This window comes from Buttiauxella sp. BIGb0552, assembly GCF_004366275.1.
Taxonomy (GTDB): Bacteria; Pseudomonadota; Gammaproteobacteria; order Enterobacterales; family Enterobacteriaceae; genus Buttiauxella; species Buttiauxella gaviniae.
Genome location: NZ_SODY01000003.1, coordinates 438,299 through 461,909 on the forward strand (window position 1 = coordinate 438,299; position 23,611 = coordinate 461,909).

Below are 23,611 nucleotides of genomic sequence, written 5' to 3' on the forward strand. Positions count from 1 at the left end.
CTGCCCCTAACATGCGGGCACGGGCGCAGAGGAAAACCTCAACGCCCGTGCTTCTATTCACATCACACTTTAACTTACAAAAGGGCGATTATTTTTTGTCTTTAACTTCTTCGAACTCAGCATCAACAACATCGTCGTCTTTGCTTGCAGAGTTACCAGCGTCAGTAGCGTTACCTGCTTGCTGTTCTGCATGCTGTGCCTGAGCCAGTTCCATCAGTTTCTGAGAAACTTCTGCCAGCGCCTGCATTTTCGCTTCGATGTCAGCTTTGTCTTCGCCTTTCAGAGAAGTTTCCAGTGCGCTCAGTGCAGACTCGATTGCAGTTTTGTCGTCAGCTGGCAGTTTATCGCCTGCTTCTTCAACCTGCTTACGAGTGCTGTGCATCAGGTGGTCACCCTGGTTGCGAGTCTGAACCAGTTCTTCGAACTTACGGTCAGCCTCGGCGTTAGCTTCCGCATCGCGCACCATTTTCTGGATTTCTTCTTCATTCAGACCAGAAGAAGCCTTGATGGTGATTTTCTGCTCTTTACCGCTGTTTTTGTCTTTTGCAGACACATGCAAAATACCATCAGCATCGATGTCGAAGGTAACTTCGACTTGCGGCATGCCACGTGGTGCTGGGCTGATACCATCCAGGTTGAACTGACCCAGAGATTTGTTATCTGCTGCACGTTTACGTTCACCCTGAATCACATGGATAGTCACCGCAGACTGGTTATCTTCAGCTGTGGAGAACACCTGGCTGTGCTTAGTCGGGATAGTGGTGTTTTTGTTGATCAGTGAAGTCATCACACCGCCCATGGTTTCGATACCCAGAGACAGCGGGGTAACGTCCAGCAGCAGTACGTCAGTCACATCACCAGCAAGCACACCACCCTGAACAGCTGCACCGATTGCAACAGCTTCGTCCGGGTTAACGTCTTTACGTGGTTCTTTACCAAAGAACTCAGTAACTTTCTTCTGCACCATTGGCATACGAGTCTGACCACCAACCAGGATTACGTCCTGGATATCGGATACAGACAGGCCAGCATCTTGCAGTGCAACTTTCAGCGGCTCGATAGAACGGTTTACCAGGTCTTCGACCAGGGATTCCAGTTTCGCACGAGTCACTTTGATGTTCATGTGTTTTGGACCAGTCGCGTCTGCTGTGATGTACGGCAGGTTCACGTCGGTCTGCTGAGCAGAAGACAGCTCAATTTTCGCTTTTTCAGCAGCTTCTTTCAGACGCTGCATAGCCAGTGGATCGTTACGCAGATCGATACCTTGATCTTTCTTGAACTCCTCCACTAAGTAGTTGATCAGACGGCTATCGAAGTCTTCACCACCCAGGTGGGTATCACCATTGGTTGCCAGAACTTCGAAGGTTTTCTCGCCATCAACTTCGTCGATTTCGATAATAGAGATATCGAAAGTACCACCACCCAAGTCGTATACCGCGATAGTACGGTTGCCAACTTCTTTATCCAGACCGTAGGCCAGAGCCGCTGCGGTTGGTTCGTTGATGATACGTTTTACTTCCAGACCTGCGATACGGCCAGCATCTTTAGTTGCCTGACGCTGAGCATCGTTGAAGTATGCAGGAACGGTGATAACAGCTTCAGTTACTGGTTCACCCAGGTAATCTTCAGCGGTTTTCTTCATTTTCTTCAGCACTTCAGCAGAGATCTGCGGAGGTGCCATTTTTTGGCCTTTAACGTCGATCCATGCATCACCGTTATCAGCGCCAATAATTTTGTAGGGCATGATAGCTTCATCACGCTGCACTTCTTCATCCTGGAAGCGACGGCCAATCAGGCGTTTGATCGCGAACAGTGTGTTCTGCGGGTTAGTCACTGCCTGACGTTTAGCCGGCTGACCAACCAGAATCTCACCATCTTGCGTATAAGCAATGATAGAAGGAGTGGTGCGGTCGCCCTCGGCGTTTTCCAGAACGCGAGCAGTAGTACCATCCATAATCGCTACACAAGAGTTGGTAGTACCCAAGTCGATGCCAATAATTTTACCCATCTAAACGTCTCCACTTAAAATTTGTTCGTCATATGGTCGTGAACCTGTTATGCGGGCAAACAAGAGTCTTTCAACTGCCCAAACATGATTTTTTACAGGTCCATCAACTGCGGTTGCATACAAGATGGGGTCACTCGGCTCGCCATCAAGGGGCAAGGCAAAAAAAATTTTCATCTTCACACCTGTTTAGATCATGGACTCAGGCTCTCGACCTGATTATGATGCCGCGCCCCGCTGCCCTTTAGCAGTTGTGTGGCGACGACATATAATCATTTTCAGACGAATTTTAGAGGAACTATGGGCAACACTAAGTTGGCTAATCCAGCTCCCCTGGGCTTGATGGGCTTCGGCATGACCACCATTCTGCTCAATCTGCATAACACCGGCATCTTCCCTTTTGATGTCAACATCCTTGCAATGGGCATTTTCTACGGTGGTATCGCACAAATTTTTGCCGGCCTGTTAGAATTTAAGAAAGGTAATACTTTCGGCCTGACAGCTTTCGTTTCTTATGGCTCTTTCTGGCTGACTCTGGTCGCCATTCTGATCATGCCTAAGATGGGTCTTGCAGATGCTGCGAACGCACACTTCCTCGGTGCGTACCTCGGTTTGTGGGGCGTATTCACACTGTTCATGTTCTTCGGCACCCTGGCTTCTGCGCCACGCATGCTGCAGTTCGTGTTTGGTAGCTTGACAGTACTGTTTGCCCTGCTGGCTATTGGCCACCTGGTAGATAACGAAAGCATCGTTCGCGTTGCGGGTTGGATTGGCCTGGTTTGTGGTGCAAGCGCCATTTATCTGGCAATGGGCGAAGTGCTCAATGAGCAGTTTGGCCGTACCGTGCTGCCAATTGGTGAAAAACACTAATTCCTGCACTCACGTGTAAGAAAACAAAAACGCGGAGGCTAGCCTCCGCGTTTTTTTATGAATGTTGCAGCGGCCTTTCAACCACCTTATCTTCATGCGTTAAATCTTTGCGCAACCAAATCCCCAATCCCAGCCCAACCATTGCCAGTGCCAGTACATACCAGGCAGGTCCCATTGGTGATATGGCAGACAACATCGTGACAAAGATTGGCGTCAGGCCACCAAAAATGGCATACGACATATTGTAAGAGAACGAGATACCGCTAAAACGCACTTCCGCCGGGAACGCTCGCACCATCACAAACGGCACTGCCCCCACAACCCCAACGCTCAAACCAGCAAGCCCATAGAATAAGAAAAGATATTCAGGATAAATTGCCGTCAGGTGATAGAACATCCAACTGCACACAGCCAATAGTAAGCTGCCGAAAGTAAAGGTTTTGCTGGCACCGATACGGTCAATAATCAGCCCAGCCAGAATACAACCAATGCACAACATTACGATGGCGATACTGTTCGCCTGAAGCGTCAACGCGGGTGCAATACCCAACTGTTTTTGCAGCCAGGTTGGCGCCATCAAAATGACCACCACAATCCCCGCTGACAACAACCAGGTCAGCAGCATCGAAATCACGACCGCTTTTTTATGGTTTGCGATGACAGATTTCAACGGCAACTCTTCCGCCAGCGCTTTGCGTTGCTGCATCTCAAGGAAGATGGGAGTTTCTTGCAACCAGCGGCGCAAATACATTGCCACCAGGCCGAAAATCCCACCGAGGAAGAACGGTATACGCCAGCCGCCATCGTGAATTGCCTGCTGGGTCATCGAGGTATTAATGATGGTAGCAACCACGGACCCCAACAAAATACCGGCAGTTAAACCAGCAGTTAAGGTGCCACATGCAATACCAATACGTTTATAGGGAACGTGTTCTGCGACAAATACCCATGCTCCGGGCACTTCACCACCGATTGCCGCCCCCTGAAGAACGCGCATCAGCAGCAATAATACAGGTGCCGCGATACCCAACGTTTCATAGGTTGGCAGCATCCCTATCGCAAGCGTTGGCAGCGCCATCAGTAAAATGCTCAAGGTGAACATTTTTTTACGACCAACCAGGTCGCCGAAGTGCGCCATGATGATCCCACCCAGCGGACGAGCCAGATAGCCTGCAGCAAAGATACCAAAAGTTTGTAGCTGACGAAGCCACTCGGGAATATCGGCCGGGAAAAAAAGCGCTCCAACGACGGTGGCAAAAAAGACGAAAATGATGAAGTCGTAGAACTCTAGCGCACCACCCAAAGCGGCAAGGGTCAGGGTTTTGTAATCCTGACGATTCAGGGGCCTGGTGCGATGTGTTGAATTGAGTTGTTGTGCCATAAGAGCCTGCTTCCAGAGTGAGTGTGGTTATTAGTTTCCATTTTGCTGTAAAGCAAATTCACTATAACGAACCACACTCCACATACCAGAGTGACTACATCTTATACCGAAAACAACTTGGTTTTAGGAGTTTGTATCGCGAATGGCACTTTTAGGGCGAAAAGCTGCTACCACAGAGCTATCCGTCTCAATGTAAGGACCATCTAATAGCTGTATACAATACGGTACACTTGCGAAAATACCCGACACTACCACCTTGTTGTCAGCATCTTTTACGCCTTCCAGGGTTTCCTGAATTGACTTCGGCTGCCCAGGTAAATTCAGAATGAGTGCCTGCTTGCGAATCACTCCAACCTGGCGTGAAAGAATTGCCGTCGGCACAAAGTGCAGGCTTATCTGGCGCATCTGCTCGCCAAAGCCAGGCATTACACGATCCGCAACCGCAAGCGTTGCATCAGGAGTGACATCGCGGCGTGCAGGGCCTGTGCCGCCAGTGGTTAACACCAAATGACATGCCATTTCATCCACCAGCTCACACAGCGCCTGCTCAATAAGCGGTTGTTCATCAGGGATTAAGCGCGTTTCAATTTGGAAAGGAGTCGTTATGGTGCGCTCCAGCCAGTCAACAAGCGCCGGAATGCCTTTATCTTGATATACACCGCTCGAAGCGCGGTCGGAGATGGAAACTAAGCCAATGCGTAAGGTATTCATATCATTCCCGGAGATTCAAAACTTAACGGAATGATACACGTTGGAGGGAGCAGCAGACAGAGGTGAAACACTAAAAAGCGTGGCAGGGCGGAGCCTGCCACACGTAATGATTACAACAGGTCGCCGATCATTTTTTCCAGTTTTTCCTGGTCGATAGCAAACTTACGGATGCCGTCAGCCAGTTTATCAACTGCCATTGGATCCTGGTTGTGGCTCCACAGGAACTGGGATTCAGTCATACGCTCTGGACGTGCTTTCACTTCACCAGTGTAAGACAGTTTACGCTCAACCGTACCTTCGCTTTCAGCCAGCTCTTTCAGCAGAGCAGGTGCGATGGTCAGACGGTCACAACCAGCCAGTTCGATGATTTCACCCAGGTTACGGAAGCTTGCGCCCATAACCACGGTTTCATAGCCGTGTTCTTTGTAGTACTGGTAGATTTCAGAAACAGAAACCACACCTGGATCTTCATGCGGTGCGTACTCTTTCTTGTCGGTGTTCGTTTTGTACCAGTCGAGGATACGACCCACGAATGGAGAAATCAGGAACACACCTGCTTCAGCACAAGCACGCGCCTGAGCGAAGGAGAACAGCAGAGTCAGGTTACAGTTGATGCCTTCTTTTTCCAGCTGCTCAGCAGCACGGATGCCCTGCCAGGTAGAAGCCAGTTTGATCAGGATACGGTCGTTGCTGATACCCGCATCGTTGTACATTTTAATCAGACGTTTTGCTTTAGTGATGCTGGCATCGGTGTCATAAGACAGACGCGCATCAACTTCAGTAGAAATACGACCTGGGATCAGTTTCAGGATTTCCAGACCAATATTCACCGCCAGCTTGTCAGTCGCATCCACAACCTGTTGTGCATGATCACTGCTCTGCTCGCGCGCCCACGCAATCGCATCGTCAATCAGTTTGCGATATTCAGGGATTTGCGCAGCGTTCAGGATCAGAGATGGGTTAGTGGTGGCATCTTGCGGTTGATACAGCTTCATTGCCGCAATATCCCCGGTGTCCGCAACTACTGTGGTTAGCTGACGCAGGGAGGTCAATTTATCCGTCATGATAGTGTTTCTCATTAGATGTAACTTGTTAGGGGGATGTAACCGGTCTGGCTTGATGATATCACGACGCAATTCAGGTGCAACCGCAGCAACACATCGGCAGGAACTGAACGCGAAAGTGATAAATACCGTGTATTATTTGCCTGCAATCTAAAGGATCATGCGCGAGCACCGCGCATTAGCTGTGCTCGCAACGCATGCAAACGAGGGATGTTAATGGCAGATTTTTTTCTGTTTATCAATGAGATACTATGGGGTTCTATCCTCATTTATTTGTTAGTCGGCGCAGGCCTTTGGTTCACCTGGCGCTGTGGTTTTGTACAATTCCGCTATTTGACCCAGCTTCGAAGCATAATTCTGGCGAATAAAAATAAAGATTCTTCCGGAATATCCTCATTTCAGGCGCTTTGCACAAGCCTCGCTGCACGTGTAGGTAGCGGTAATCTTTCTGGCGTGGCGCTTGCTCTTACACTCGGTGGCCCTGGTGCTATTTTCTGGATGTGGGTCGTAGCCATGCTCGGAATGGCGACCTCTTTTGCCGAATGCACCCTTGCCCAACTTTATAAAACACGCGATATCGAAGGCAATTATCGCGGTGGCCCGGCGTGGTATATGGAACGTGGGCTGGGAATGCGCTGGATGGGGGTGATGTTCTCCATCTTTCTGATGATAGCCTTTGGTTTGATCTTCAATGCGGTGCAAGCGAACTCCATCGCCAATGCCGTGAATAACGCTTTCGGCATTCCCAAAACCTGGATTGGCATCGGGCTTGTTGTCTTAACAGCCGGTGTTATTTGGGGTGGAATGCGTGGCACCGCGCGCGTCGCCCAATGGTTGGTTCCGTTTATGGCGCTTATCTGGGTGTTGATGAGCCTGGTCGTCATGGCAATGAATATTGAGCGTTTACCTGAAGTGGTTTCGCTGGTGTTCAAAAGCGCATTCGGCTGGCAAGAAGCGGCATCAGGCGCTCTTGGATTCACTATTAGTCAGGCAATCACCACAGGTTTTCAGCGCGGTATGTTTTCTAACGAAGCGGGCATGGGTTCTTCACCTAACGCTGCAGCCGCTGCCGCGACATGGCCGCCACATCCCGCATCACAAGGGTTGGTGCAGATGTTTGGTGTGTTGATTGATACAATAATCATCTGTTCAGCCACCGCCGGGATTATCCTGTTTTCGGGCATTCTGGATACGGCAAATCCTGATATGAACGGCATAATGCTGGTACAACAAGCACTTAGTAGTGTAGTGGGGTCGTGGGGAACTGGATTCATCGCAATCATTGTTATGCTGTTTGCATTCACATCGATTGTCGCCAACTATGCCTATGCAGAAAACAACCTTCTGTTTTTACAACAAAAAAGCCCTTTTGCTACTGTGTTATTCCGTTGCCTGGCACTGGTAATGGTGATGTTTGGCACTCTTTCTCCATTGCCATTAGTCTGGCAAATGGCAGACGTAGCAATGGCGTTTATGGCTGTCACTAACCTCACGGCAATTCTGCTGCTTTCGCCTATCGCCCGCGATCTCAGTATCGATTACCTGCGGCAGTTAAAATTAGGTAAAACACCCGTTTTCGACCCAAATCGCTTTCCGGAAATTAAAAGCCAGCTGGCACCGGGTATCTGGGACAATCCGGAACCACCTGAAACCAGGCGCTAATCGCAACCATCGGCTAATACTTTCAGTAAATTTGCTAAAGTAGTGGGCATTAATCGGCAAGGAACAGATATGCTAATTCTAATTTCACCTGCAAAAACACTGGATTATCAAAGCGACCTCCCTACCGATCGCTATACACAGCCCGAGTTGCTGGACTATTCTCAGCAACTGATTGCCGTGGCGCGTAAACTTAGCGCCCCGCAAATCTCCTCCCTGATGCATATCAGCGACAAACTGGCATCCCTGAACGAAACCCGTTTTCACGAATGGCACCCGGAATTCACCCCTCAAAATGCGCGTCAGGCGATTCTGGCGTTTAAAGGTGATGTGTATACAGGTTTGCAGGCTGAAGAGTTTAGCGATGCAGATTTCGAGTTCGCACAGCAGCATTTACGGATGCTTTCCGGATTGTACGGCGTATTACGTCCACTTGATCTAATGCAGCCGTATCGTTTGGAGATGGGTATTAAGCTTGAGAACCCGCAGGGTAAAGATCTGTATCATTTCTGGGGTGACACCATCACCGAGAAACTGAATCAGGCGCTGGAAGCTCAGGGTGACAATGTTGTGATTAACCTGGCTTCAGATGAATACTACAAATCGGTAAAACCGAAAAAGCTCAATGCAGAAATCTACAAGCCGGTGTTCCTTGATGAGAAGAATGGCAAATTTAAAGTCATTAGTTTCTATGCCAAGAAAGCCCGTGGCCTGATGAGCCGCTACATCATTCAAAATCGCCTGACTAAACCTGAGCAACTCACGGGCTTTAACACAGACGGCTATTTCTTCGATGAAACAATGTCGACTAAGAATGAATTAGTGTTTAAACGCCACGAGCAGTAAAACAAAACGCCAGCGCAATGCTGGCGTTTTGCTTAGTGATGTTTGTATTGGCCATAGTGGTTGCCGTTATCGTGATGGTCTTTATCATGGTGGTCATGATCATGGCGCTCGTCATGATGGTCATGCGGATGCCATCTGTTATCACGCCATTCATAGTGGTCGTTCCACCAGCCACGATCCCGCCAGTGGCCGCCGTCCCAGTAATTACCGCCCCGATCCTGGTCGCCAATTTGCAGCTTCACCGCTGGAATTAGCGTAATTTCTGAAGCCTGTGCAGCCAGCGGAGCCACGACCAGAATCGACAAGGCCAGAATAATTGATTTCAACATAAGTTACTCCTTACTGCATTCGTGCCCGTTATGGGTTACTGAAGCCAGCATATGCCGAATAATACCGCCTTGTTATTCTCTGCAATCCTAATCTCAAATAGCCCGCATTTAATGGGAATTCCTACATTTTCCCTCCTTGTTTCCTGCACAATTCCTCCATGATTCTGGTCACTAAATTTATATGCCTGCGTGGATTTTCTTTTGTGGACTAATACAACAACGAGACGAACTCGACGTTACCCCTTTGCTTCTGGAGTATATTTGTCGAACTGAAGATCCAGCTTTAACACGCCAAAAATAAAGAGGCTGTAGATGACAATACCTGCGTTTAAACGCCAAAAGCTAACGCTTCGCAATGGTCTGCCTGTCGCACTGAGCGCCATATTTTCATTAGGCTCGACGGCATATGCCAACGACACTCCCGCTTCAGGCTACCAGGTTGAAAAAGTGGTTATCCTCAGCCGCCACGGTGTGCGAGCCCCCACCAAAATGACACAGACCATGCGCGACGTAACACCCAATACCTGGCCCGAATGGCCAGTAAAACTGGGTTATATCACGCCACGCGGTGAGCATCTGATTAGCCTGATGGGCGGGTTTTATCGCGAGAAGTTTCAACAACAGGGCATTTTATCGCAGGAAAATTGCCCTACACCGAATTCAGTTTACGTCTGGGCAGATGTCGATCAACGCACGCTTAAAACGGGCGAAGCTTTCCTGGCAGGACTTGCCCCGCAATGTGGTTTAACTATTCACCACCAACAGAATCTTGAAAAAGCCGATCCGCTGTTCCATCCGGTGAAAGCGGGCACCTGTTCAATGGATAAAACTCAAATCCAACAGGCCGTTGAAAAAGAAGCTCAAACGCCCATTGAGAATCTGAACCAGCGCTATATTCCCTCTCTGGCCTTGATGAACAGGGCTCTCAACTTTTCGACGTCTGCCTGGTGTCAGAAACACAGCGCGGATAAAAGCTGTGATTTAGCGCAATCCATGCCGAGCAAGCTGTCGATAAAAGATAATGGCAACAAAGTCGCTCTCGACGGGGCCATTGGCCTTTCGTCTACGCTTGCTGAAATTTTCCTACTGGAATATGCCCAAGGGATGCCGCTAGCGGCGTGGGGGAATATTCATTCAGAGCAAGAGTGGGCGTCGCTACTAAAACTGCATAACGCCCAGTTTGATTTGATGGCGCGCACACCTTACATCGCCGCACATAACGGAACGCCTTTATTACAGACCATCAGCAATGCGCTGGAGCCGAAAGCCGACGTAAGCAAACTACCGGATATCTCACCTGACAATAAGATCCTGTTTATTGCCGGGCACGATACTAATATTGCCAATATCGCAGGCATGCTCAACATGCGCTGGACGCTACCTGGGCAACCCGATAATACCCCTCCGGGCGGCGCTTTAGTCTTTGAGCGTTTGGCCGATAAGTCAGGGAAACAATACGTTAGCGTGAGCATGGTGTATCAGACACTCGTGCAGTTACGCGCTCAAACACCGCTTAGCCTTAAGGAACCCGCAGGAAGTGTGCAGCTAAAAATTCCTGGCTGTAGTGACCAAACGGCTGAAGGATATTGCCCGCTGCCAACATTCAAACGCGTGGTTAGCCAAAGCGAAGAACCGGGCTGCCAATTGCAGTAGCAGAGAGAAAAACTGGCTACTGCACATAAGCTTTTACTCCGATATACGAAAAGAAAAAGCCGCTTGCGGTTAAGCAAGCGGCTTTACTGAGTATCGTTGCCTTATAAACGGAAAGACAATTACGCTTTGTTCATCATCAATTCGCGCAGCGCGGCAAAATCGGCTGGTAGATTATGGGAGAGCAGCGGTAAGTCAGCACGCTCAGCAAGTTCTGCAGGCAGCGGCAGAGTTTCGCCCAGAATCTCTTCCACGCTCTCTTTAAACTTCGCTGGATGCGCCGTTCCCAGGAACAGGCCGTATTCGCCCGGCTGGAGCTGGTCACGCAGCGCACGGTAAGCAATGGCAGCGTGTGGTTCAGAAACATAACCCACCGCTTTCAGCTCTTGCATGGTGGCTTTGGTGGTTTCGTCAGTCACTGTCGCATAACCCAGATCGGTCAAACGCCAGGTTTTACGGCGGAACAACTCTTCCACGCGCGGCCAGTTGTTTGGCTGGCTGACATCCATGGCGTTAGAAAGCGTCGCCACAGTCTTTTTCGGGGTCCATTCGCCGTTAGCTAAGAAGCGTGGAACGGTATCGTTCGCATTGGTCGCCGCAATAAAACGCTTGATTGGTAGGCCGAGTGATTTTGCCAGCAGGCCCGCAGTCAAATCACCAAAGTTACCGCTTGGTACGGAAACCACTAACTGGTTACGCGCTTCCTGAGGCAGTTGAGCAACCGCTTCAAAGTAATAGCAAATCTGCGCCAGCAAACGGCTGATGTTGATGGAGTTGGCAGAGTTTAACCCCAGCGCCACTTTCAGCTCTTCATCATCAAACGCTTGTTTCACCAGCGCCTGGCAGGCATCAAAATCACCGTCGATTGCGACAGTTTCAATGTTACCGCCAAGCGTGCAGAACAGTTTTTCCTGCAGCGGGCTGATTTTGCCACGCGGGTACAAAATCACCACACGCACGTTTTTCAGTCCATAAAATGCATGGGCAACCGCAGCACCAGTATCACCAGACGTTGCAGTCAGAATCGTAACCGGCTTGTCACCGCTGATATGCGTCAGCATCTGCGCCATAAAGCGCCCGCCGAAATCCTTAAATGCCAGAGTTGGGCCATGGAACAGCTCAAGACAGCCGATGTCCGGTTCAACGCTTTTAACTGGTGCAGGGAAGGCGAAGGCCGCACGCACGCGCTCTTCGAGGATTTCCTGCGGAATTTCATCACCGAGGAAGGCAGACAGAACTTTGCTGCTGCGGGAGACGAAATCCATCTTCAGCATTTCGTCGATTTCTGTCAGTTCAAATTCCGGCAAATCATGTGGAAAAAACAGCCCTTGCTGCTTACCCAACCCTTGCACAATCGCCTGGGCAAAATTGACCTGCTCGTTATGATCTTTAAGGTTATACAGTTTCATGCGTTATCCCAGAACTCGTGCGCCCGCCGTATCCAGACGGCAAATATGTACAAAACCTTCCTGGTTCTGCAAATAGTGTTGGCTGAGCCAGTCAGCCACGCGTTGTGCGGTATCAGTGTTATCGCACAACGCAAAGAGAGTTGGACCGGAACCCGAAATACCACTCGCCAGCGCACCAATATCTGCAGCAGCCTGGCGTGCCTCGTTAAAGCGCGGCAGCAATTTAGCGCGATAAGGCTCAGCAATCACATCACGCATCAGTTTTGCCGCAAGTTGTGGCTGGCGGGTGTGGCATGCGTGAATGAAGCCCGCCAGATGACGACCGTGGCTAATACAATCCTGGCGGCGATAAAGCGCCGGTAGAATGGCTCGTGCTTCTGCGGTAGAGACTTTAATCCCCGGATACGCCAGCACCCAAAGCCATTCATCAAAACCCGGTACAGACTGGCTGATGATGCCATTTTCTTCAATCATCAGCTGCATGCCACCGAGGAAACACGGCGCTACGTTATCATAATGAACGCTGCCTGAAATGCGCCCTTCCAGCTCGCCCATCAAGCTCAGTAAACGCGTATCGCTCAATGGTTTGCCGCAGTATTCATTCATCGCCATCAGGCCTGCGACCACTGAACAAGCGCTGGAACCGAGGCCGGAACCAATCGGCATGCTCTTTTCCAGAGTCATCTTCACGGGAATATTCTTGCCGATTTCCTGGCAGAAGCGCTCCCAGCACTGATAAACGATGTTTTCGCGCGGCTCGTCTGGCAATTTGCTGGCGAAGCGCCCGATGTTGTTCAAACTAAAAGTGTCTGCCGCTTCGACAGTCACGTAATCCCCAAGCAGCGAGCCATCTATCGGCGATACGGCCGCGCCCAGAACATCAAACCCGACGCTCATATTGGCACTGGAAGCCGGGGCGTATACTTTAACCATCTTAAACTCCTAACTTCCATGACAAAGTGCGCAATAAGTCGGCGAAAACACCGGCAGCAGTAACATCATTCCCTGCTCCGTAGCCACGCAGGACTAACGGCAAAGGCTGGTAATAATGGCTGTAGAAGGCCAACGCATTTTCGCCATTTTTAACTTTATACAATGGGTCGTTGCCATCCACCGCATCAATTTTAACTTTACAACTACCGTCTTCTTCAATAACGCCAACATAACGCAGCACTTTTCCTTCATCACGGGCTTTTGCAACTCGCGCAGAGAACTCATCATCCATCTGCGGTAAACGTGACATAAATGACTCGACATCACCTGTAGAATCAAATGACTCCGGTAATACTGGCTCAATGATGATATCCGAAAGCTCAAAATTACTGCCGGTTTCACGCGCCAGAATTAATAGCTTACGCGCCACATCCATACCAGAGAGATCATCACGCGGATCGGGTTCGGTATACCCCATTTCACGGGCAACTTTGGTGGCTTCTGAAAGGCTCATGCCCTCGTCCAGCTTGCCAAAAATAAACGACAGGGAACCCGAAAGAACGCCGGAGAAACGCTGTAACTCGTCACCCGCATTCAGCAGGTTTTGCAGGTTTTCGATAACCGGCAAACCCGCACCTACGTTGGTGTCATAAAGGAACTTACGGCGCGATTTTGCCGCCGCGTTACGCATCTGGTGGTAGTAATTCATGGTGGAAGTGTTCGCCTTTTTATTCGGCGTCACCACGTGGAAACCCTCACCAAGGAAATCAGCATACTGGTCAGCAACTGCCTGGCTGGAGGTACAGTCAACAATGACCGGGTTCAACAGGTGATACTCTTTTACCAGACGAATCAGGCGGCCAAGGTTGAGCGGCTCTTTCGCCTGGGCCAACTCTTCCTGCCAGTTATCCAGATTCAGGCCGTGAATATTGGTGAGCAGCGCTTTCGAATTCGCAATGCCACATACACGCAGGTCAATATGCTTCTGCTTCAGCCACGCCTGTTGACGTTTCACCTGCTCAACCAGTGCAGCACCCACGCCACCGACGCCAATCAGGAACACTTCGATAACCTGATCGGTATTGAATAGCATCTGGTGAGTCACACGCACACCTGTGGTGGCGTCATCATTGCTGACCACAACCGAGATAGAACGCTCTGAAGAGCCCTGTGCGATGGCGACGATATTGATGTTGGCGCGGGCAAGGGCTGCGAAGAACTTAGCGGAAATACCGCGCAAAGTACGCATCCCATCCCCGACGACAGAGATAATGGCCAGATGCTCCATGATCGCCAGTGGTTCAAGCAGACCTTCTTTGAGTTCGAGATAGAACTCATCATCCATCGCACGACGCGCACGTACGCAATCCGCCTGCGGCACACAGAAGCTGATGCTGTATTCAGAGGATGACTGAGTAATCAACACCACCGAAATTCCAGCTCGAGACATAGCAGCAAAGACGCGTGCCGCCATACCAACCATGCCTTTCATCCCTGGGCCTGAAACGTTAAACATCGCCATATTATTCAGGTTAGTGATGCCTTTAACCGGCAGGTCATCTTCATCACTCTCTGCACCAATTAAAGTGCCTGGCGCTTGCGGGTTACCAGTATTTTTAATCAGACAAGGGATTTGGAATTGAGCAATTGGGGAAATAGTACGTGGATGAAGAACTTTGGCGCCGAAGTAAGAAAGCTCCATGGCCTCCTGATACGACATCGATTTTAAAAGCCTTGCATCCGGTACCTGACGTGGGTCGCAAGTATAAACGCCATCAACATCAGTCCAGATCTCACAACAATCTGCACGTAAACACGCAGCCAACACGGCCGCTGAATAGTCAGAGCCATTACGACCCAGAACGACTAACTCACCTTTATCGTTCCCGGCAGTAAAGCCCGCCATCAGGATCATATGGTCTGCCGGAATACGGCTGGCAGCAATGCGACGAGTGGACTCAGTAATATCTACAGTAGACTCAAGGTAATGCCCAACAGCGAGAAGTTTTTCTACCGGATTGATAACCGTCACATTGTGACCGCGAGCTTTAAGCAATTCAGCCATAATAGCGATAGAGAGCTTTTCGCCACGGCAGATGATAGCGGCGTTAATGCTGTCCGGACATTGCCCCAAAAGGCTAATCCCGTGCAGAACATGCTTCAGCTGCGCAAACTCCTTCTCAACAAATCCCTTGAGCTGCACGACAGGGAAACCCGGCTGTGCATCTGCGAGACCATTCAGAAGTTCGCTGAAAATGCGTTCTGCATCGCTGATATTCGGTAAGGCATCCTGGCCGCCAATTGTTTTTTCAATCATGGCAACGAGGTGATTGGTAATTTTCGCCGGGGCAGACAGCACGGTCGCAACCTGCCCCTGTTTGGCATTACTTTCCAGGATATCGGCAACACGCAGAAAACGCTCCGCATTTGCCACTGAAGTACCACCGAATTTCAACACTCGCATTTATTATTACCCTTGAGTTTTTAGTCCAAAAAAAAGCCCGCACTGTTTAGGTGCGGGCTTTTTTCGTTTTTCCTGGTATGCGTCAGCCCGCACCGTTACCTGTGGTAATGGTGGTTGTAATAATTGTTGTCATTGGGCTGATGCGAATCATGGATGTTGTGTGCTCGTAATATGATTTACCTATATTGACTAAAGTATCCGACGGCCTAAGTCAATTTATTTTTAATTTTACCACTGTTAGTGGCACAGCTTTTGAACGCTGAAAAAGCAGCAAAAACCGCGCTTATTACGCTGAAAAAATGGGGGAATTACACCCCATCCTCACTGCTATTAAAGCAGTTTACAGCATTATTCTCTGGCAGTTTTTTTTCGATATCATGCAGCAAACGGTGCAACATTGCCGTATCTCGCTGCGCTAACAAGCCAAGACGCTGCTGTAACCAATCAACCATTTTTTGGTCGCTGCTCGCCTCAACACGCTCAAGCAAAGCAGTGAGACGAGAACGCAATGCGCTTAGCTGTTTAGCATCCACCACATCATGTTCTGGCGCAGGGAGCTGCATAAGCGCTGACAGTTGATAACAGTAGACCATTACAGCCTGACCAAGATTAAGCGATGGATAATCCGCAACCATTGGTACGCCGGTCAGAACATCCGCCAGTTCGAGTTCTTCATTGGTCAGCCCCGAATCTTCACGGCCAAACACCAGTGCCGCAGTCCCTACCCAGGTACGCTTTTCTTCAAGTAATGGAACCAATTGTTGCGGTGTGGCGTAGTAATGAAATTTAGCGCGGCTGCGGGCAGTGGTTGCAATCGTAAAATCGACATCATGCAAGGCTTCCGCCAGCGTATTAAAATGCTGTGCATTATCGAGCACATCGCCAGAACCATGCGCGACCCAGCGTGCCTCAGGTTGTCGATCGGCTTCGCTATCAACTACACGCAATTCAGCAAATCCCATGGTCTTCATCGCTCGGGCTGCTGCACCAACATTTTCAGCTCTGGCGGGTGCGACCAGAATAATTATAAAACGCATTAAAACTCTCTTTAAAAAAAGTGCCCGTTATTGGACATTCACAAGTTTCAAATGATAATACGCATCAAAAATTTACATTAAAGCAACATTCATATATAAAATGTATGTAATGCGAATCATAAGCACCTTGAATACATATTGGTGGTTTGACCAGCAAGAAAACATGCAATAAACAGCATTATCTAATTGTTTTTAATGGTAAAAAAACAACATTAACACCATCATCAATCTGATTTATGTTCTTTACTAATCAATTCATGTAACTATATATATTATTAAAATATTGTGATGGAATGTGGCAAAACGCTACGATGATTTCATCAAACTGTTAACGTGCTACAATTGAATTTGATATATGTCAACGAAGCGTAGTTTTATCAGATGTCTAAAGCGGTCCTGCCTGTTATGTTGCTGTTAAAATGGTATAGGATAACAACCGTTTTTGACACCGTCGGGTCCAGAGGGAAAAGTGCCCACGACCAAGCTAATGATGTTGTTGACGTTGATGGAAAGTGCATCAAGAACGCAATTACGTACTTTAGTCATGTTACGCCCAGCATGTTAATTTTTGGCATGTATTAGGCAGGTCAGGGACTTTTGTACTTCCTGTTTTGATTTAGTTGGCAATTTTAGGTAGCAAACATGCAGACCCCGCATATTCTTATCGTCGAAGACGAATTAGTAACACGCAACACGTTAAAGAGCATTTTTGAAGCAGAAGGTTATGATGTTTTTGAAGCGACTGATGGCGCTGAAATGCATCAAATCCTTTCCGATAATGACATCAACCTGGTCATTATGGATATCAATTTGCCAGGCAAAAATGGCCTGCTGCTCGCACGTGAATTGCGTGAGCAAGCCAATGTGGCATTGATGTTCCTGACTGGCCGCGACAACGAAGTGGATAAAATCCTTGGTCTTGAAATCGGTGCAGATGATTACATCACTAAGCCATTCAACCCACGCGAATTAACCATCCGTGCGCGCAACCTGTTGTCTCGTACTATGAACCTGGGTGCAATCAGCGAAGAACGTCGTTCCGTTGAAAGCTACAAGTTCAATGGTTGGGAATTGGATATCAACAGCCGTTCATTGGTCAGTCCAAATGGCGAGCAGTATAAGTTGCCGCGTAGCGAATTCCGCGCCATGCTGCACTTCTGTGAAAACCCAGGGAAAATTCAGTCCCGCGCTGAATTGCTGAAGAAAATGACAGGCCGTGAGCTGAAGCCACACGATCGTACTGTTGACGTCACAATTCGTCGTATTCGTAAGCATTTCGAATCGACCCCAGATACACCTGAAATCATCGCTACGATTCACGGCGAAGGTTATCGCTTCTGCGGCGATTTACAGGAATAAACCTGTAATCAAACATGAATGTGAAAGGGCGGATTTTTAATCCGCCCTTTTCTTTTGTCTCGATTATCTATCTATTTCCACAAGCGGAACCGCTCCGGATCTTCCTGGATCTCGCCATTTTCTGGCACCTGCACTTTCCTTCTCATTCCGTACCAGTCGATATTTCGTGTCAGTAACATAATGGCTGAGAGCGCTGCAAAAAGGACGCCTGTACCGAGCAGTAAAGCACTGTCTTCAGACTGCAGCAGCTGCCAGAGCACCGCATCCAGCATCAATAATCCCAGAGTAAACATCGCACTCGCTTTGCCGCTATTGAGTACAGCCTTAAGGTAAAAACCGTTAATTCCGGCACAAACCAGGCTCGCCAGCAGCCATGCTCCGTTAAATCCAATGTGCTCCGATACAGCCAGTAGAACGAGATAGAACATCACAAGCGATAGCCCAACCAGCAAATACTGCATCGGGTGAACACGCAGTCCGGTCAGTGTCTCCAGCAAGAAGAAGCTCATAAACGTCAAGCCAATCAGCAAGATGGCATATTTTACGGCGCGGTCAGTCAGTTGATATTGGTCCACCGGGTTCGCTACTGTGACGCTAAAGGCCGGCAGACGATCGACGTCAATCAGCTGACCATCATAGAAGCTGGTGTTCAAATTGTTAGCAAACCAGGTGCTTTGCCAGCTGGCGCTAAATCCACTCTCAGTGACAGTCCGCTGCTGCGGCAAAAAATCGCCCATAAATCCAGGATGCGGCCAGTTGCTGGTTAAGTTGAACTGGCTATTACGCCCAACAGGCACCACAGCAAGCTGTTTAGTTCCCATCAAATCCAGGTTAAAACGCAGCGTGAGTTTCTCATCCTGAAGACGTTTTACAGGGAGAATGGCATGTAGCCCCTGCCCTACTCCAGGCAGGTTGCTACCGGGTTCAATCGGATAAGACTCACCGTTGATATCCAATTCACCCACTTTGCCAATACCGCGTGAGTCGCCAACTGCCAGCACCACGTATGGCGTACCAATAAGAGTATCGGGACCTACCTCGTTTGAGAGCAATTGGCGATTAAACGTAGCATTTAGCGTGATAGCCGTGCGCCAGATTTGCCCCTCATAAATACCGATATGACGTGGTTCAACGGTTTGCTTCCCCACAATACTCAAGTTCTCCGGCAGGTAGTAACGAATGAACCGGCGCTCTTTCTTAATCTCTTTATTGTCTTCCATAACGGTCGTTAGCTCCGTTATGGGGATGGCGATCAGTGGACCAGTAATTGTTTGCGGGCCACTGGCACTTTGGCGCAGTGACTGTTCAACATCATCCCGATAACTGCTGCGTTCATTAACTAACGAACTCAACATATTTAATGGAATCAACAACACCACCATACATCCTAGCAAGGTCATGACTTTCCAGAACAACGCAGATTTAAACATAATCCCCTCCATTTTTGATGGGCCGAGGATAGCGAGCGTTTGTGGGGGCTAAATGAAGTTATGTGAAGGGACGGTGAAGTGCGGGAGTTATTTTTCAGGCAATGCTAATCGAGCTTGCACACCACCTTCAGGACGATTCTCAAGAGTTATGGTTCCACGATGCAAACGTACGACTTCACGGACAAATGCCAGTCCTAAGCCACTGCTTTTTTGCCCGTTGCTGCGGGGCAATGAGTAAAAACGTTCGAATACGCGTTCTTTTGCATAATCAGGTATCCCGCTTCCTGTATCAGAAACCAGAATAGTAGTCTGTCCAATATTCTGTTCAACACTTAAAACCACCTCCCCAGCGGGTGGAGTAAAATCGAGCGCATTATCCAGCAAATTCCCAACAGCTTGCTCAAGCAAAGCTGGATCACCATCCACGGTAAGTTCTTCGGGAACATTTTTATCGATTCTTAGCGAGATTTGTTTACTGCGGGCGAGCACTTCGCGGCTTTCGCATAGCGAGGAAAATAGCACTGCCAGACTTATCGGTTGAGCCGTGATTTCAACCCGGCTTTCCAGTTTCGCCTGGCGTAATAGATTATCGACCAGCTGCTGCATGCGCAGATTTTGCTGAAGAATGTTCGCAGAGAACTTCTCCACAACTTCTGGCGGCGGGCCTTCACGTAAAATTTCTGCCGCACCACGAATCGCCGCCATCGGGCTTTTCAACTCATGAGTAAGGGCATGAACGTACTGCTCTATATACGTTTTCCCTTCGAGTTTCAGCCGCATACTTTCTAGCGCCAACGCCAATTTACGCAATTCGCTACTGCCCGGTTTAGGTAGCGGTAAAGGGTGCTCGGTCGTGACCGAGTCTGCATAGCGAACCAGTTTCCCAATGGCCCGGTTAATCCACAACACAAACCCGAAACCAATCAGCAAAGCGATGCCCAGTAATGCAATGCCCGCCCACAGAATGCGCCGCTCACTGCGGCGTATAACCGGGTCCATTGCGCTGTTTGGCTTACCAACACTCAACACACCAATGATGTTTTTCCCGTCGCGCACGGGTGCGGCCACATACATCACTGTGCTTTCAGGGTTGTTAGCGTGTACCGGCGTGCTGCGTGCACCGTATTTACCCTGTAGCGTCAGCCAGACATCGTTCCAGCGCGAGTAATCCTCACCAGTTGCTTTGCCGCTGGAATCAAATAAAACGATGCCTTTCGTATCAGTTAGATAAACACGGTATTCATTTTTGGATTTGGTAATGCCACTGATATTGGCCTTGAAGGAGTGTTGATTAAGCCGGGAAAACGCCTGCGCGAGCTGGCCGTTTTGTGCATTTCCCACCAGCATATCGGCTTTAGCAAATTCGGCCAGTAGCGTAGCGGTATCAATTAGGGTGCCTTCCGTTGCGCGTCGAACGCCTGGCTTAACTTCCTGTAAAAAGATAGACAACACAAACCAGGCCGCAATCGCCACAATCAAAAAATAGCCCAGCAGCAGGCGCATCCCGATGCGCATTAATTAACACCAAGACTGTAGCCTAAGCCACGATGCGTGTTGATCGGTGAAAGATCGGGGTTGATCACCCGCAGTTTGGCACGCAGCGTTTTAATGTGTGTATCGACCGTGCGATCAAAACTTTCTTCGGCAGTACTCCATACCAGATCCATCAATTGTTGGCGGGAAAATACTCGACCCGGCCACTGTAAAAAAGTCTTCAGTAGCAGGTACTCGTAACGCGTCAGCAGCAATGGCTGCTGGCACCAGGAGATCTGCGCGGCCATTTCATTGAACTCGAACAGGCCAATCCGCAGGGCGCTCCCGGCTAAAGCCTGCCGTTGTTTCTGCAGGCGACGCAGCACCGTTCGCACCCTCGCGCAAACTTCACGTGGGGAAAACGGTTTGGCGATGTAATCATCAGCGCCAATCTCAAGGCCAATCAACCTATCGACTTCTTCACTGCGCGCGGTAAGAAACAGCAGCGGTAGATCCGGGTAATCAGCCAGCAGGCGGCGACATAATTCAAAGCCGTTAATATCAGGCAGGCCAACATCCAGAATAGCCAGATCCGGGCGTTCTTGATGTGCAGCGTCCAGCACAGGCAAGCCGCGATCGAAGGCACGCACGGAAAACCCCTCTTGCTGTAACGTGTAGATCAACGTATCAGCAATACTGGTTTCATCTTCAACTAACCAGATAGTGGCCTGGCTCATCGCGTGCTCCCTGTTACTTCCACGGCATAATTGGCACCGCACTCAGCGCATTTTTTGGTGAACCTTCAACCACTTTGTCGGAATACGCCAGATAGGCCAGAGTGTTACGTTTAGCATCATAAAAACGCACGACTTGCAGTTTCTTGAACACCAATGATGTCCGTTTCTGGAACACAACATCACCCTGAGTTTTACCCGCTTTAATTTTTTCGCTTAGCTCTACTGGCCCAACTTGCTGGCAAGAAATCGCCGCATCTGAAGTATCTTCTGCGAGTCCTAGCCCACCTTTAATACCACCCGTTTTTGCACGGCTTATATAGCAAGTGACGTTTTTAACATCCGGATCGTCAAATGCCTCAACAACTATCTTATGGTCAGGGCCAAACACCTTGAAAACGGTATCAACTGAGCCAATTTCTTCCGCCTGGACACCCAGTGAAATAAATAGCAACGAACTAAGCGCGACTAAAACTTTATATTTCATATTGTTACCATTAGTTAAGATTGCCTTAAGCGACTATTCACACCTTGGGCTAAAAAACCGTTAAATATCACGTTATTAATAAAATTGTTCGAATGAGTAACTGATTTTGGCACGTCTTGTTAAAAAAAACTCTGAATGTCATGCAAACAAAAAGTGCTATCATCGCCCACATTGACGGCACTCACCGTGCCAGGATGAGGATATTATATGGATCAGACAGGGATCATTCGCGATCTATTAACTTGGCTAGAAGGCCATCTGGATCAGTCACTGTCTCTTGATAATGTGGCGGCAAAAGCAGGTTATTCCAAGTGGCATCTACAACGGATGTTCAAAGATGTTACGGGTCATGCCATCGGTGCATACATCCGCGCACGTCGTTTATCAAAGTCAGCTGTGGCGTTGCGTCTAACCGCTCGACCTATCCTTGATATTGCTTTGCAGTATCGCTTTGATTCTCAGCAGACATTCACTCGCGCCTTCAAAAAGCAATTTGCCCAAACACCGGCACTCTATCGTCGCTCACCTGACTGGAGCGCTTTCGGTATGCGTCCGCCGCTGCGTTTAGATGAGTTTACTCTTCCTCAAGCGCAATTTATCACTCTGCCAAAAACACATTTGGTGGGGGTCACGCAAAGTTACAGCTGCACGCTTGAGCAAATCTCTGATTTCCGTAATGAAATGCGTATCCAGTTCTGGACACAGTTCCTCGGGAATTCTCCGACACTGCCGCGCGTATTGTATGGTCTGCATGAGCCGCGCCCAAGCATCGAGAAAGACGACGAACAAGAAGTCTTCTATACCACGGCGTTAACACCTGAAATGGCAAATGGGTTCTTACCCGACTCTCATCCGGTCAGCCTGGAAGGTGGGGATTACGTGCAGTTCGACTATGAAGGACCGGGCACGGGTTTACAGGAGTTTATCCTGACCATTTATGGAACCTGCATGCCGTCTCTGAATCTGACTCGTCGCAAAGGCCAGGATATTGAACGCTTCTTCCCGCAAGAAGAAGCGCGTGTTCATGACCGTCCGATGCAGATCAGATGTGAGTATCTGATCCCAGTACGTCGTTAACTAACGCTGAAGTTCATCCAACGCAGGGGCATCCAGATGAGAAATGTCCCCTGCCGTTTCAACCACCCAGCCGGAAGCCAACCACGGGCTTTGCTGGTGATCAACACGGGAAATCGAACAGTTTCTTAAACGTAAGCGACGTTCAGCCCAGGCCGGTAACCCCAGAATCGTACTCACCAGGCAGCCTAACGCCATACCGTGGCTAACCAGCAATGGGCGACTGCCAGCGGGTAAATCCAGGCAAGCATTCAAAGCCGCGTGCATACGCTCACTCATCTCGAGCATGCTTTCCCCTTCGGGAATACGCCCATCAGCAGTGCCATTAACTAACTGACGACGCCAACTCTCTTCTTCTTCGCTTAGCGTGTCCAGATTACGGCGTTCTAGCACGCCCATATCCAGCTCACGTAAACGCGCATCCAGCGTGACATCCACACCACATGCCTGCGCAATTATCTCAGCGGTGCGGCGCGTGCGCCCCAAATCACTGGCAATCACATGAGTAATGCCTAGCGTTTTAACCCGCTCGGCCACCTGCTCGGCCTGGCGTTCTCCTTTTTCAGTCAGCGCACTGTCTGACTGGCCCTGAATGCGGCGTTGCGCATTCCACTGCGTTTCGCCGTGGCGAACAAGGTATACCTGTAACATGCGTTTTTTCCGTTATACTGCGGCAACAATTTCTTGAGAGTTTCA

The 23,611-nt window shown here is 49.3% G+C and carries 22 protein-coding genes, 1 pseudogene and 1 other annotated feature; of the genes and pseudogenes, 6 read left to right on the top strand and 17 right to left on the bottom strand.

What is annotated here, in order from left to right; genetic code table 11:
• Positions 1 to 88 precede the first annotated feature (88 nt).
• Both dnaK and EDF88_RS24680 read right to left on the bottom strand, forming a co-directional pair.
• Positions 89 to 2,008 (bottom strand): molecular chaperone DnaK, encoded by a 1,920-nt coding sequence (gene dnaK / locus EDF88_RS10965; protein WP_134184671.1) that lies wholly within the window; start codon positions 2,006 to 2,008, stop codon positions 89 to 91.
• Complete coding sequence (locus EDF88_RS24680; protein ID WP_154150710.1) at positions 2,009 to 2,182, bottom strand: hypothetical protein; 174 nt, start codon at positions 2,180 to 2,182, stop codon at positions 2,009 to 2,011.
• 123 nt (positions 2,183 to 2,305) lie between these two features.
• Between EDF88_RS24680 and satP the strand changes: the two genes are divergently transcribed.
• Positions 2,306 to 2,875, top strand: coding sequence for an acetate uptake transporter (satP, locus tag EDF88_RS10970; protein WP_064560874.1), 570 nt, complete (start codon positions 2,306 to 2,308; stop codon positions 2,873 to 2,875).
• A gap of 55 nt (positions 2,876 to 2,930) precedes the next feature.
• On the opposite strand, the gene EDF88_RS10975 is transcribed toward satP, so the two are convergent.
• The 3 genes from EDF88_RS10975 to tal form a co-directional block, all read right to left on the bottom strand.
• Entirely contained in the window at positions 2,931 to 4,256 is a 1,326-nt protein-coding gene (locus EDF88_RS10975; RefSeq protein WP_064513813.1) for an MFS transporter, read from the bottom strand.
• 123 nt (positions 4,257 to 4,379) lie between these two features.
• Positions 4,380 to 4,967, bottom strand: a complete 588-nt coding sequence (gene mog, locus EDF88_RS10980; protein ID WP_064513815.1) for a molybdopterin adenylyltransferase — start codon at positions 4,965 to 4,967, stop codon at positions 4,380 to 4,382.
• A 110-nt stretch (positions 4,968 to 5,077) separates the two neighbouring features.
• Positions 5,078 to 6,031 (bottom strand): transaldolase, encoded by a 954-nt coding sequence (tal, locus tag EDF88_RS10985; protein WP_064513817.1) that lies wholly within the window; start codon positions 6,029 to 6,031, stop codon positions 5,078 to 5,080.
• 216 nt (positions 6,032 to 6,247) lie between these two features.
• On the opposite strand from tal, the gene EDF88_RS10990 reads away from it, so the two are divergent.
• On the top strand, positions 6,248 to 7,693 hold the full coding sequence (locus EDF88_RS10990) for an alanine/glycine:cation symporter family protein (RefSeq protein ID WP_134184673.1): 1,446 nt from the start codon (positions 6,248 to 6,250) through the stop codon (positions 7,691 to 7,693).
• 69 nt (positions 7,694 to 7,762) lie between these two features.
• Positions 7,763 to 8,536 (top strand): peroxide stress protein YaaA, encoded by a 774-nt coding sequence (yaaA, locus tag EDF88_RS10995; RefSeq protein WP_134184675.1) that lies wholly within the window; start codon positions 7,763 to 7,765, stop codon positions 8,534 to 8,536.
• A 32-nt stretch (positions 8,537 to 8,568) separates the two neighbouring features.
• Here yaaA and EDF88_RS11000 read toward each other — a convergent pair whose 3' ends face one another.
• Entirely contained in the window at positions 8,569 to 8,865 is a 297-nt protein-coding gene (locus tag EDF88_RS11000; protein ID WP_064513822.1) for a DUF2502 domain-containing protein, read from the bottom strand.
• Between the two features lie 312 nt (positions 8,866 to 9,177).
• On the opposite strand from EDF88_RS11000, the gene EDF88_RS11005 reads away from it, so the two are divergent.
• Positions 9,178 to 10,518, top strand: coding sequence for an AppA family phytase/histidine-type acid phosphatase (locus EDF88_RS11005; protein ID WP_134184677.1), 1,341 nt, complete (start codon positions 9,178 to 9,180; stop codon positions 10,516 to 10,518).
• A gap of 119 nt (positions 10,519 to 10,637) precedes the next feature.
• On the opposite strand, the gene thrC is transcribed toward EDF88_RS11005, so the two are convergent.
• The 6 genes and pseudogenes from thrC to yjjY all read right to left on the bottom strand — a co-directional run bounded on the left by thrC (position 10,638) and on the right by yjjY (position 16,904).
• Positions 10,638 to 11,924 (bottom strand): threonine synthase, encoded by a 1,287-nt coding sequence (gene thrC, locus EDF88_RS11010; protein WP_134184679.1) that lies wholly within the window; start codon positions 11,922 to 11,924, stop codon positions 10,638 to 10,640.
• Positions 11,925 to 11,927: 3 nt separating this feature from the next.
• Positions 11,928 to 12,857, bottom strand: coding sequence for a homoserine kinase (gene thrB / locus EDF88_RS11015; RefSeq protein WP_064513827.1), 930 nt, complete (start codon positions 12,855 to 12,857; stop codon positions 11,928 to 11,930).
• A 1-nt stretch (position 12,858) separates the two neighbouring features.
• Positions 12,859 to 15,321 carry a bifunctional aspartate kinase/homoserine dehydrogenase I gene (thrA, locus tag EDF88_RS11020; protein WP_134184681.1) on the bottom strand — a complete coding sequence of 821 codons (2,463 nt, stop codon included), beginning with the start codon at positions 15,319 to 15,321 and terminating at the stop codon, positions 12,859 to 12,861.
• A 26-nt stretch (positions 15,322 to 15,347) separates the two neighbouring features.
• Positions 15,348 to 15,465 (bottom strand) — a sequence feature (Thr leader region).
• On the bottom strand, positions 15,404 to 15,472 hold the full coding sequence (gene thrL, locus EDF88_RS11025; protein ID WP_072009468.1) for a thr operon leader peptide: 69 nt from the start codon (positions 15,470 to 15,472) through the stop codon (positions 15,404 to 15,406). It overlaps the preceding feature by 62 nt.
• Positions 15,473 to 15,629: 157 nt before the next feature.
• Positions 15,630 to 16,358, bottom strand: coding sequence for a tRNA/rRNA methyltransferase (locus tag EDF88_RS11030; RefSeq protein WP_134184683.1), 729 nt, complete (start codon positions 16,356 to 16,358; stop codon positions 15,630 to 15,632).
• A 403-nt stretch (positions 16,359 to 16,761) separates the two neighbouring features.
• Positions 16,762 to 16,904 (bottom strand): annotated as a pseudogene (yjjY, locus tag EDF88_RS11035) (protein YjjY).
• A 96-nt stretch (positions 16,905 to 17,000) separates the two neighbouring features.
• On the opposite strand from yjjY, the gene arcA reads away from it, so the two are divergent.
• Positions 17,001 to 17,717, top strand: a complete 717-nt coding sequence (gene arcA / locus EDF88_RS11040; protein ID WP_034459438.1) for a two-component system response regulator ArcA — start codon at positions 17,001 to 17,003, stop codon at positions 17,715 to 17,717.
• Positions 17,718 to 17,788: 71 nt separating this feature from the next.
• On the opposite strand, the gene creD is transcribed toward arcA, so the two are convergent.
• The 4 genes from creD to creA all read right to left on the bottom strand — a co-directional run bounded on the left by creD (position 17,789) and on the right by creA (position 21,841).
• Complete coding sequence (gene creD, locus EDF88_RS11045) at positions 17,789 to 19,147, bottom strand: cell envelope integrity protein CreD (RefSeq protein WP_134184685.1); 1,359 nt, start codon at positions 19,145 to 19,147, stop codon at positions 17,789 to 17,791.
• 87 nt (positions 19,148 to 19,234) lie between these two features.
• Positions 19,235 to 20,662: a two-component system sensor histidine kinase CreC gene (gene creC, locus EDF88_RS11050; RefSeq protein WP_134184687.1), complete on the bottom strand. Its 1,428-nt coding sequence runs from the start codon at positions 20,660 to 20,662 to the stop codon at positions 19,235 to 19,237.
• Entirely contained in the window at positions 20,662 to 21,357 is a 696-nt protein-coding gene (gene creB, locus EDF88_RS11055) for a two-component system response regulator CreB (RefSeq protein WP_134184689.1), read from the bottom strand. Before creB ends, creC begins: the two co-directional genes overlap by 1 nt.
• Positions 21,358 to 21,370: 13 nt before the next feature.
• Positions 21,371 to 21,841: a protein CreA gene (creA, locus tag EDF88_RS11060; protein ID WP_034459446.1), complete on the bottom strand. Its 471-nt coding sequence runs from the start codon at positions 21,839 to 21,841 to the stop codon at positions 21,371 to 21,373.
• 207 nt (positions 21,842 to 22,048) lie between these two features.
• On the opposite strand from creA, the gene robA reads away from it, so the two are divergent.
• The gene (gene robA / locus EDF88_RS11065; RefSeq protein ID WP_064513839.1) at positions 22,049 to 22,918 is read left to right on the top strand and encodes an MDR efflux pump AcrAB transcriptional activator RobA; all 870 of its coding nucleotides are present in this window, start codon (positions 22,049 to 22,051) and stop codon (positions 22,916 to 22,918) included.
• Here robA and gpmB read toward each other — a convergent pair whose 3' ends face one another.
• On the bottom strand, positions 22,919 to 23,566 hold the full coding sequence (gpmB, locus tag EDF88_RS11070) for a 2,3-diphosphoglycerate-dependent phosphoglycerate mutase GpmB (RefSeq protein WP_134184691.1): 648 nt from the start codon (positions 23,564 to 23,566) through the stop codon (positions 22,919 to 22,921).
• Positions 23,567 to 23,611: the final 45 nt, after the last annotated feature.

Bases quoted from the DNA above. Each gene is read 5' to 3' on its own strand.
- dnaK (WP_134184671.1), bottom strand. From the start codon at position 2,008: ATGGGTAAAATTATTGGCATCGACTTGGGTACTACCAACTCTTGTGTA.
- EDF88_RS24680 (WP_154150710.1), bottom strand. From the start codon at position 2,182: ATGAAAATTTTTTTTGCCTTGCCCCTTGATGGCGAGCCGAGTGACCCC.
- satP (WP_064560874.1), top strand. From the start codon at position 2,306: ATGGGCAACACTAAGTTGGCTAATCCAGCTCCCCTGGGCTTGATGGGC.
- EDF88_RS10975 (WP_064513813.1), bottom strand. From the start codon at position 4,256: ATGGCACAACAACTCAATTCAACACATCGCACCAGGCCCCTGAATCGT.
- mog (WP_064513815.1), bottom strand. From the start codon at position 4,967: ATGAATACCTTACGCATTGGCTTAGTTTCCATCTCCGACCGCGCTTCG.
- tal (WP_064513817.1), bottom strand. From the start codon at position 6,031: ATGACGGATAAATTGACCTCCCTGCGTCAGCTAACCACAGTAGTTGCG.
- EDF88_RS10990 (WP_134184673.1), top strand. From the start codon at position 6,248: ATGGCAGATTTTTTTCTGTTTATCAATGAGATACTATGGGGTTCTATC.
- yaaA (WP_134184675.1), top strand. From the start codon at position 7,763: ATGCTAATTCTAATTTCACCTGCAAAAACACTGGATTATCAAAGCGAC.
- EDF88_RS11000 (WP_064513822.1), bottom strand. From the start codon at position 8,865: ATGTTGAAATCAATTATTCTGGCCTTGTCGATTCTGGTCGTGGCTCCG.
- EDF88_RS11005 (WP_134184677.1), top strand. From the start codon at position 9,178: ATGACAATACCTGCGTTTAAACGCCAAAAGCTAACGCTTCGCAATGGT.
- thrC (WP_134184679.1), bottom strand. From the start codon at position 11,924: ATGAAACTGTATAACCTTAAAGATCATAACGAGCAGGTCAATTTTGCC.
- thrB (WP_064513827.1), bottom strand. From the start codon at position 12,857: ATGGTTAAAGTATACGCCCCGGCTTCCAGTGCCAATATGAGCGTCGGG.
- thrA (WP_134184681.1), bottom strand. From the start codon at position 15,321: ATGCGAGTGTTGAAATTCGGTGGTACTTCAGTGGCAAATGCGGAGCGT.
- EDF88_RS11030 (WP_134184683.1), bottom strand. From the start codon at position 16,358: ATGCGTTTTATAATTATTCTGGTCGCACCCGCCAGAGCTGAAAATGTT.
- arcA (WP_034459438.1), top strand. From the start codon at position 17,001: ATGCAGACCCCGCATATTCTTATCGTCGAAGACGAATTAGTAACACGC.
- creD (WP_134184685.1), bottom strand. From the start codon at position 19,147: ATGTTTAAATCTGCGTTGTTCTGGAAAGTCATGACCTTGCTAGGATGT.
- creC (WP_134184687.1), bottom strand. From the start codon at position 20,662: ATGCGCATCGGGATGCGCCTGCTGCTGGGCTATTTTTTGATTGTGGCG.
- creB (WP_134184689.1), bottom strand. From the start codon at position 21,357: ATGAGCCAGGCCACTATCTGGTTAGTTGAAGATGAAACCAGTATTGCT.
- creA (WP_034459446.1), bottom strand. From the start codon at position 21,841: ATGAAATATAAAGTTTTAGTCGCGCTTAGTTCGTTGCTATTTATTTCA.
- robA (WP_064513839.1), top strand. From the start codon at position 22,049: ATGGATCAGACAGGGATCATTCGCGATCTATTAACTTGGCTAGAAGGC.
- gpmB (WP_134184691.1), bottom strand. From the start codon at position 23,566: ATGTTACAGGTATACCTTGTTCGCCACGGCGAAACGCAGTGGAATGCG.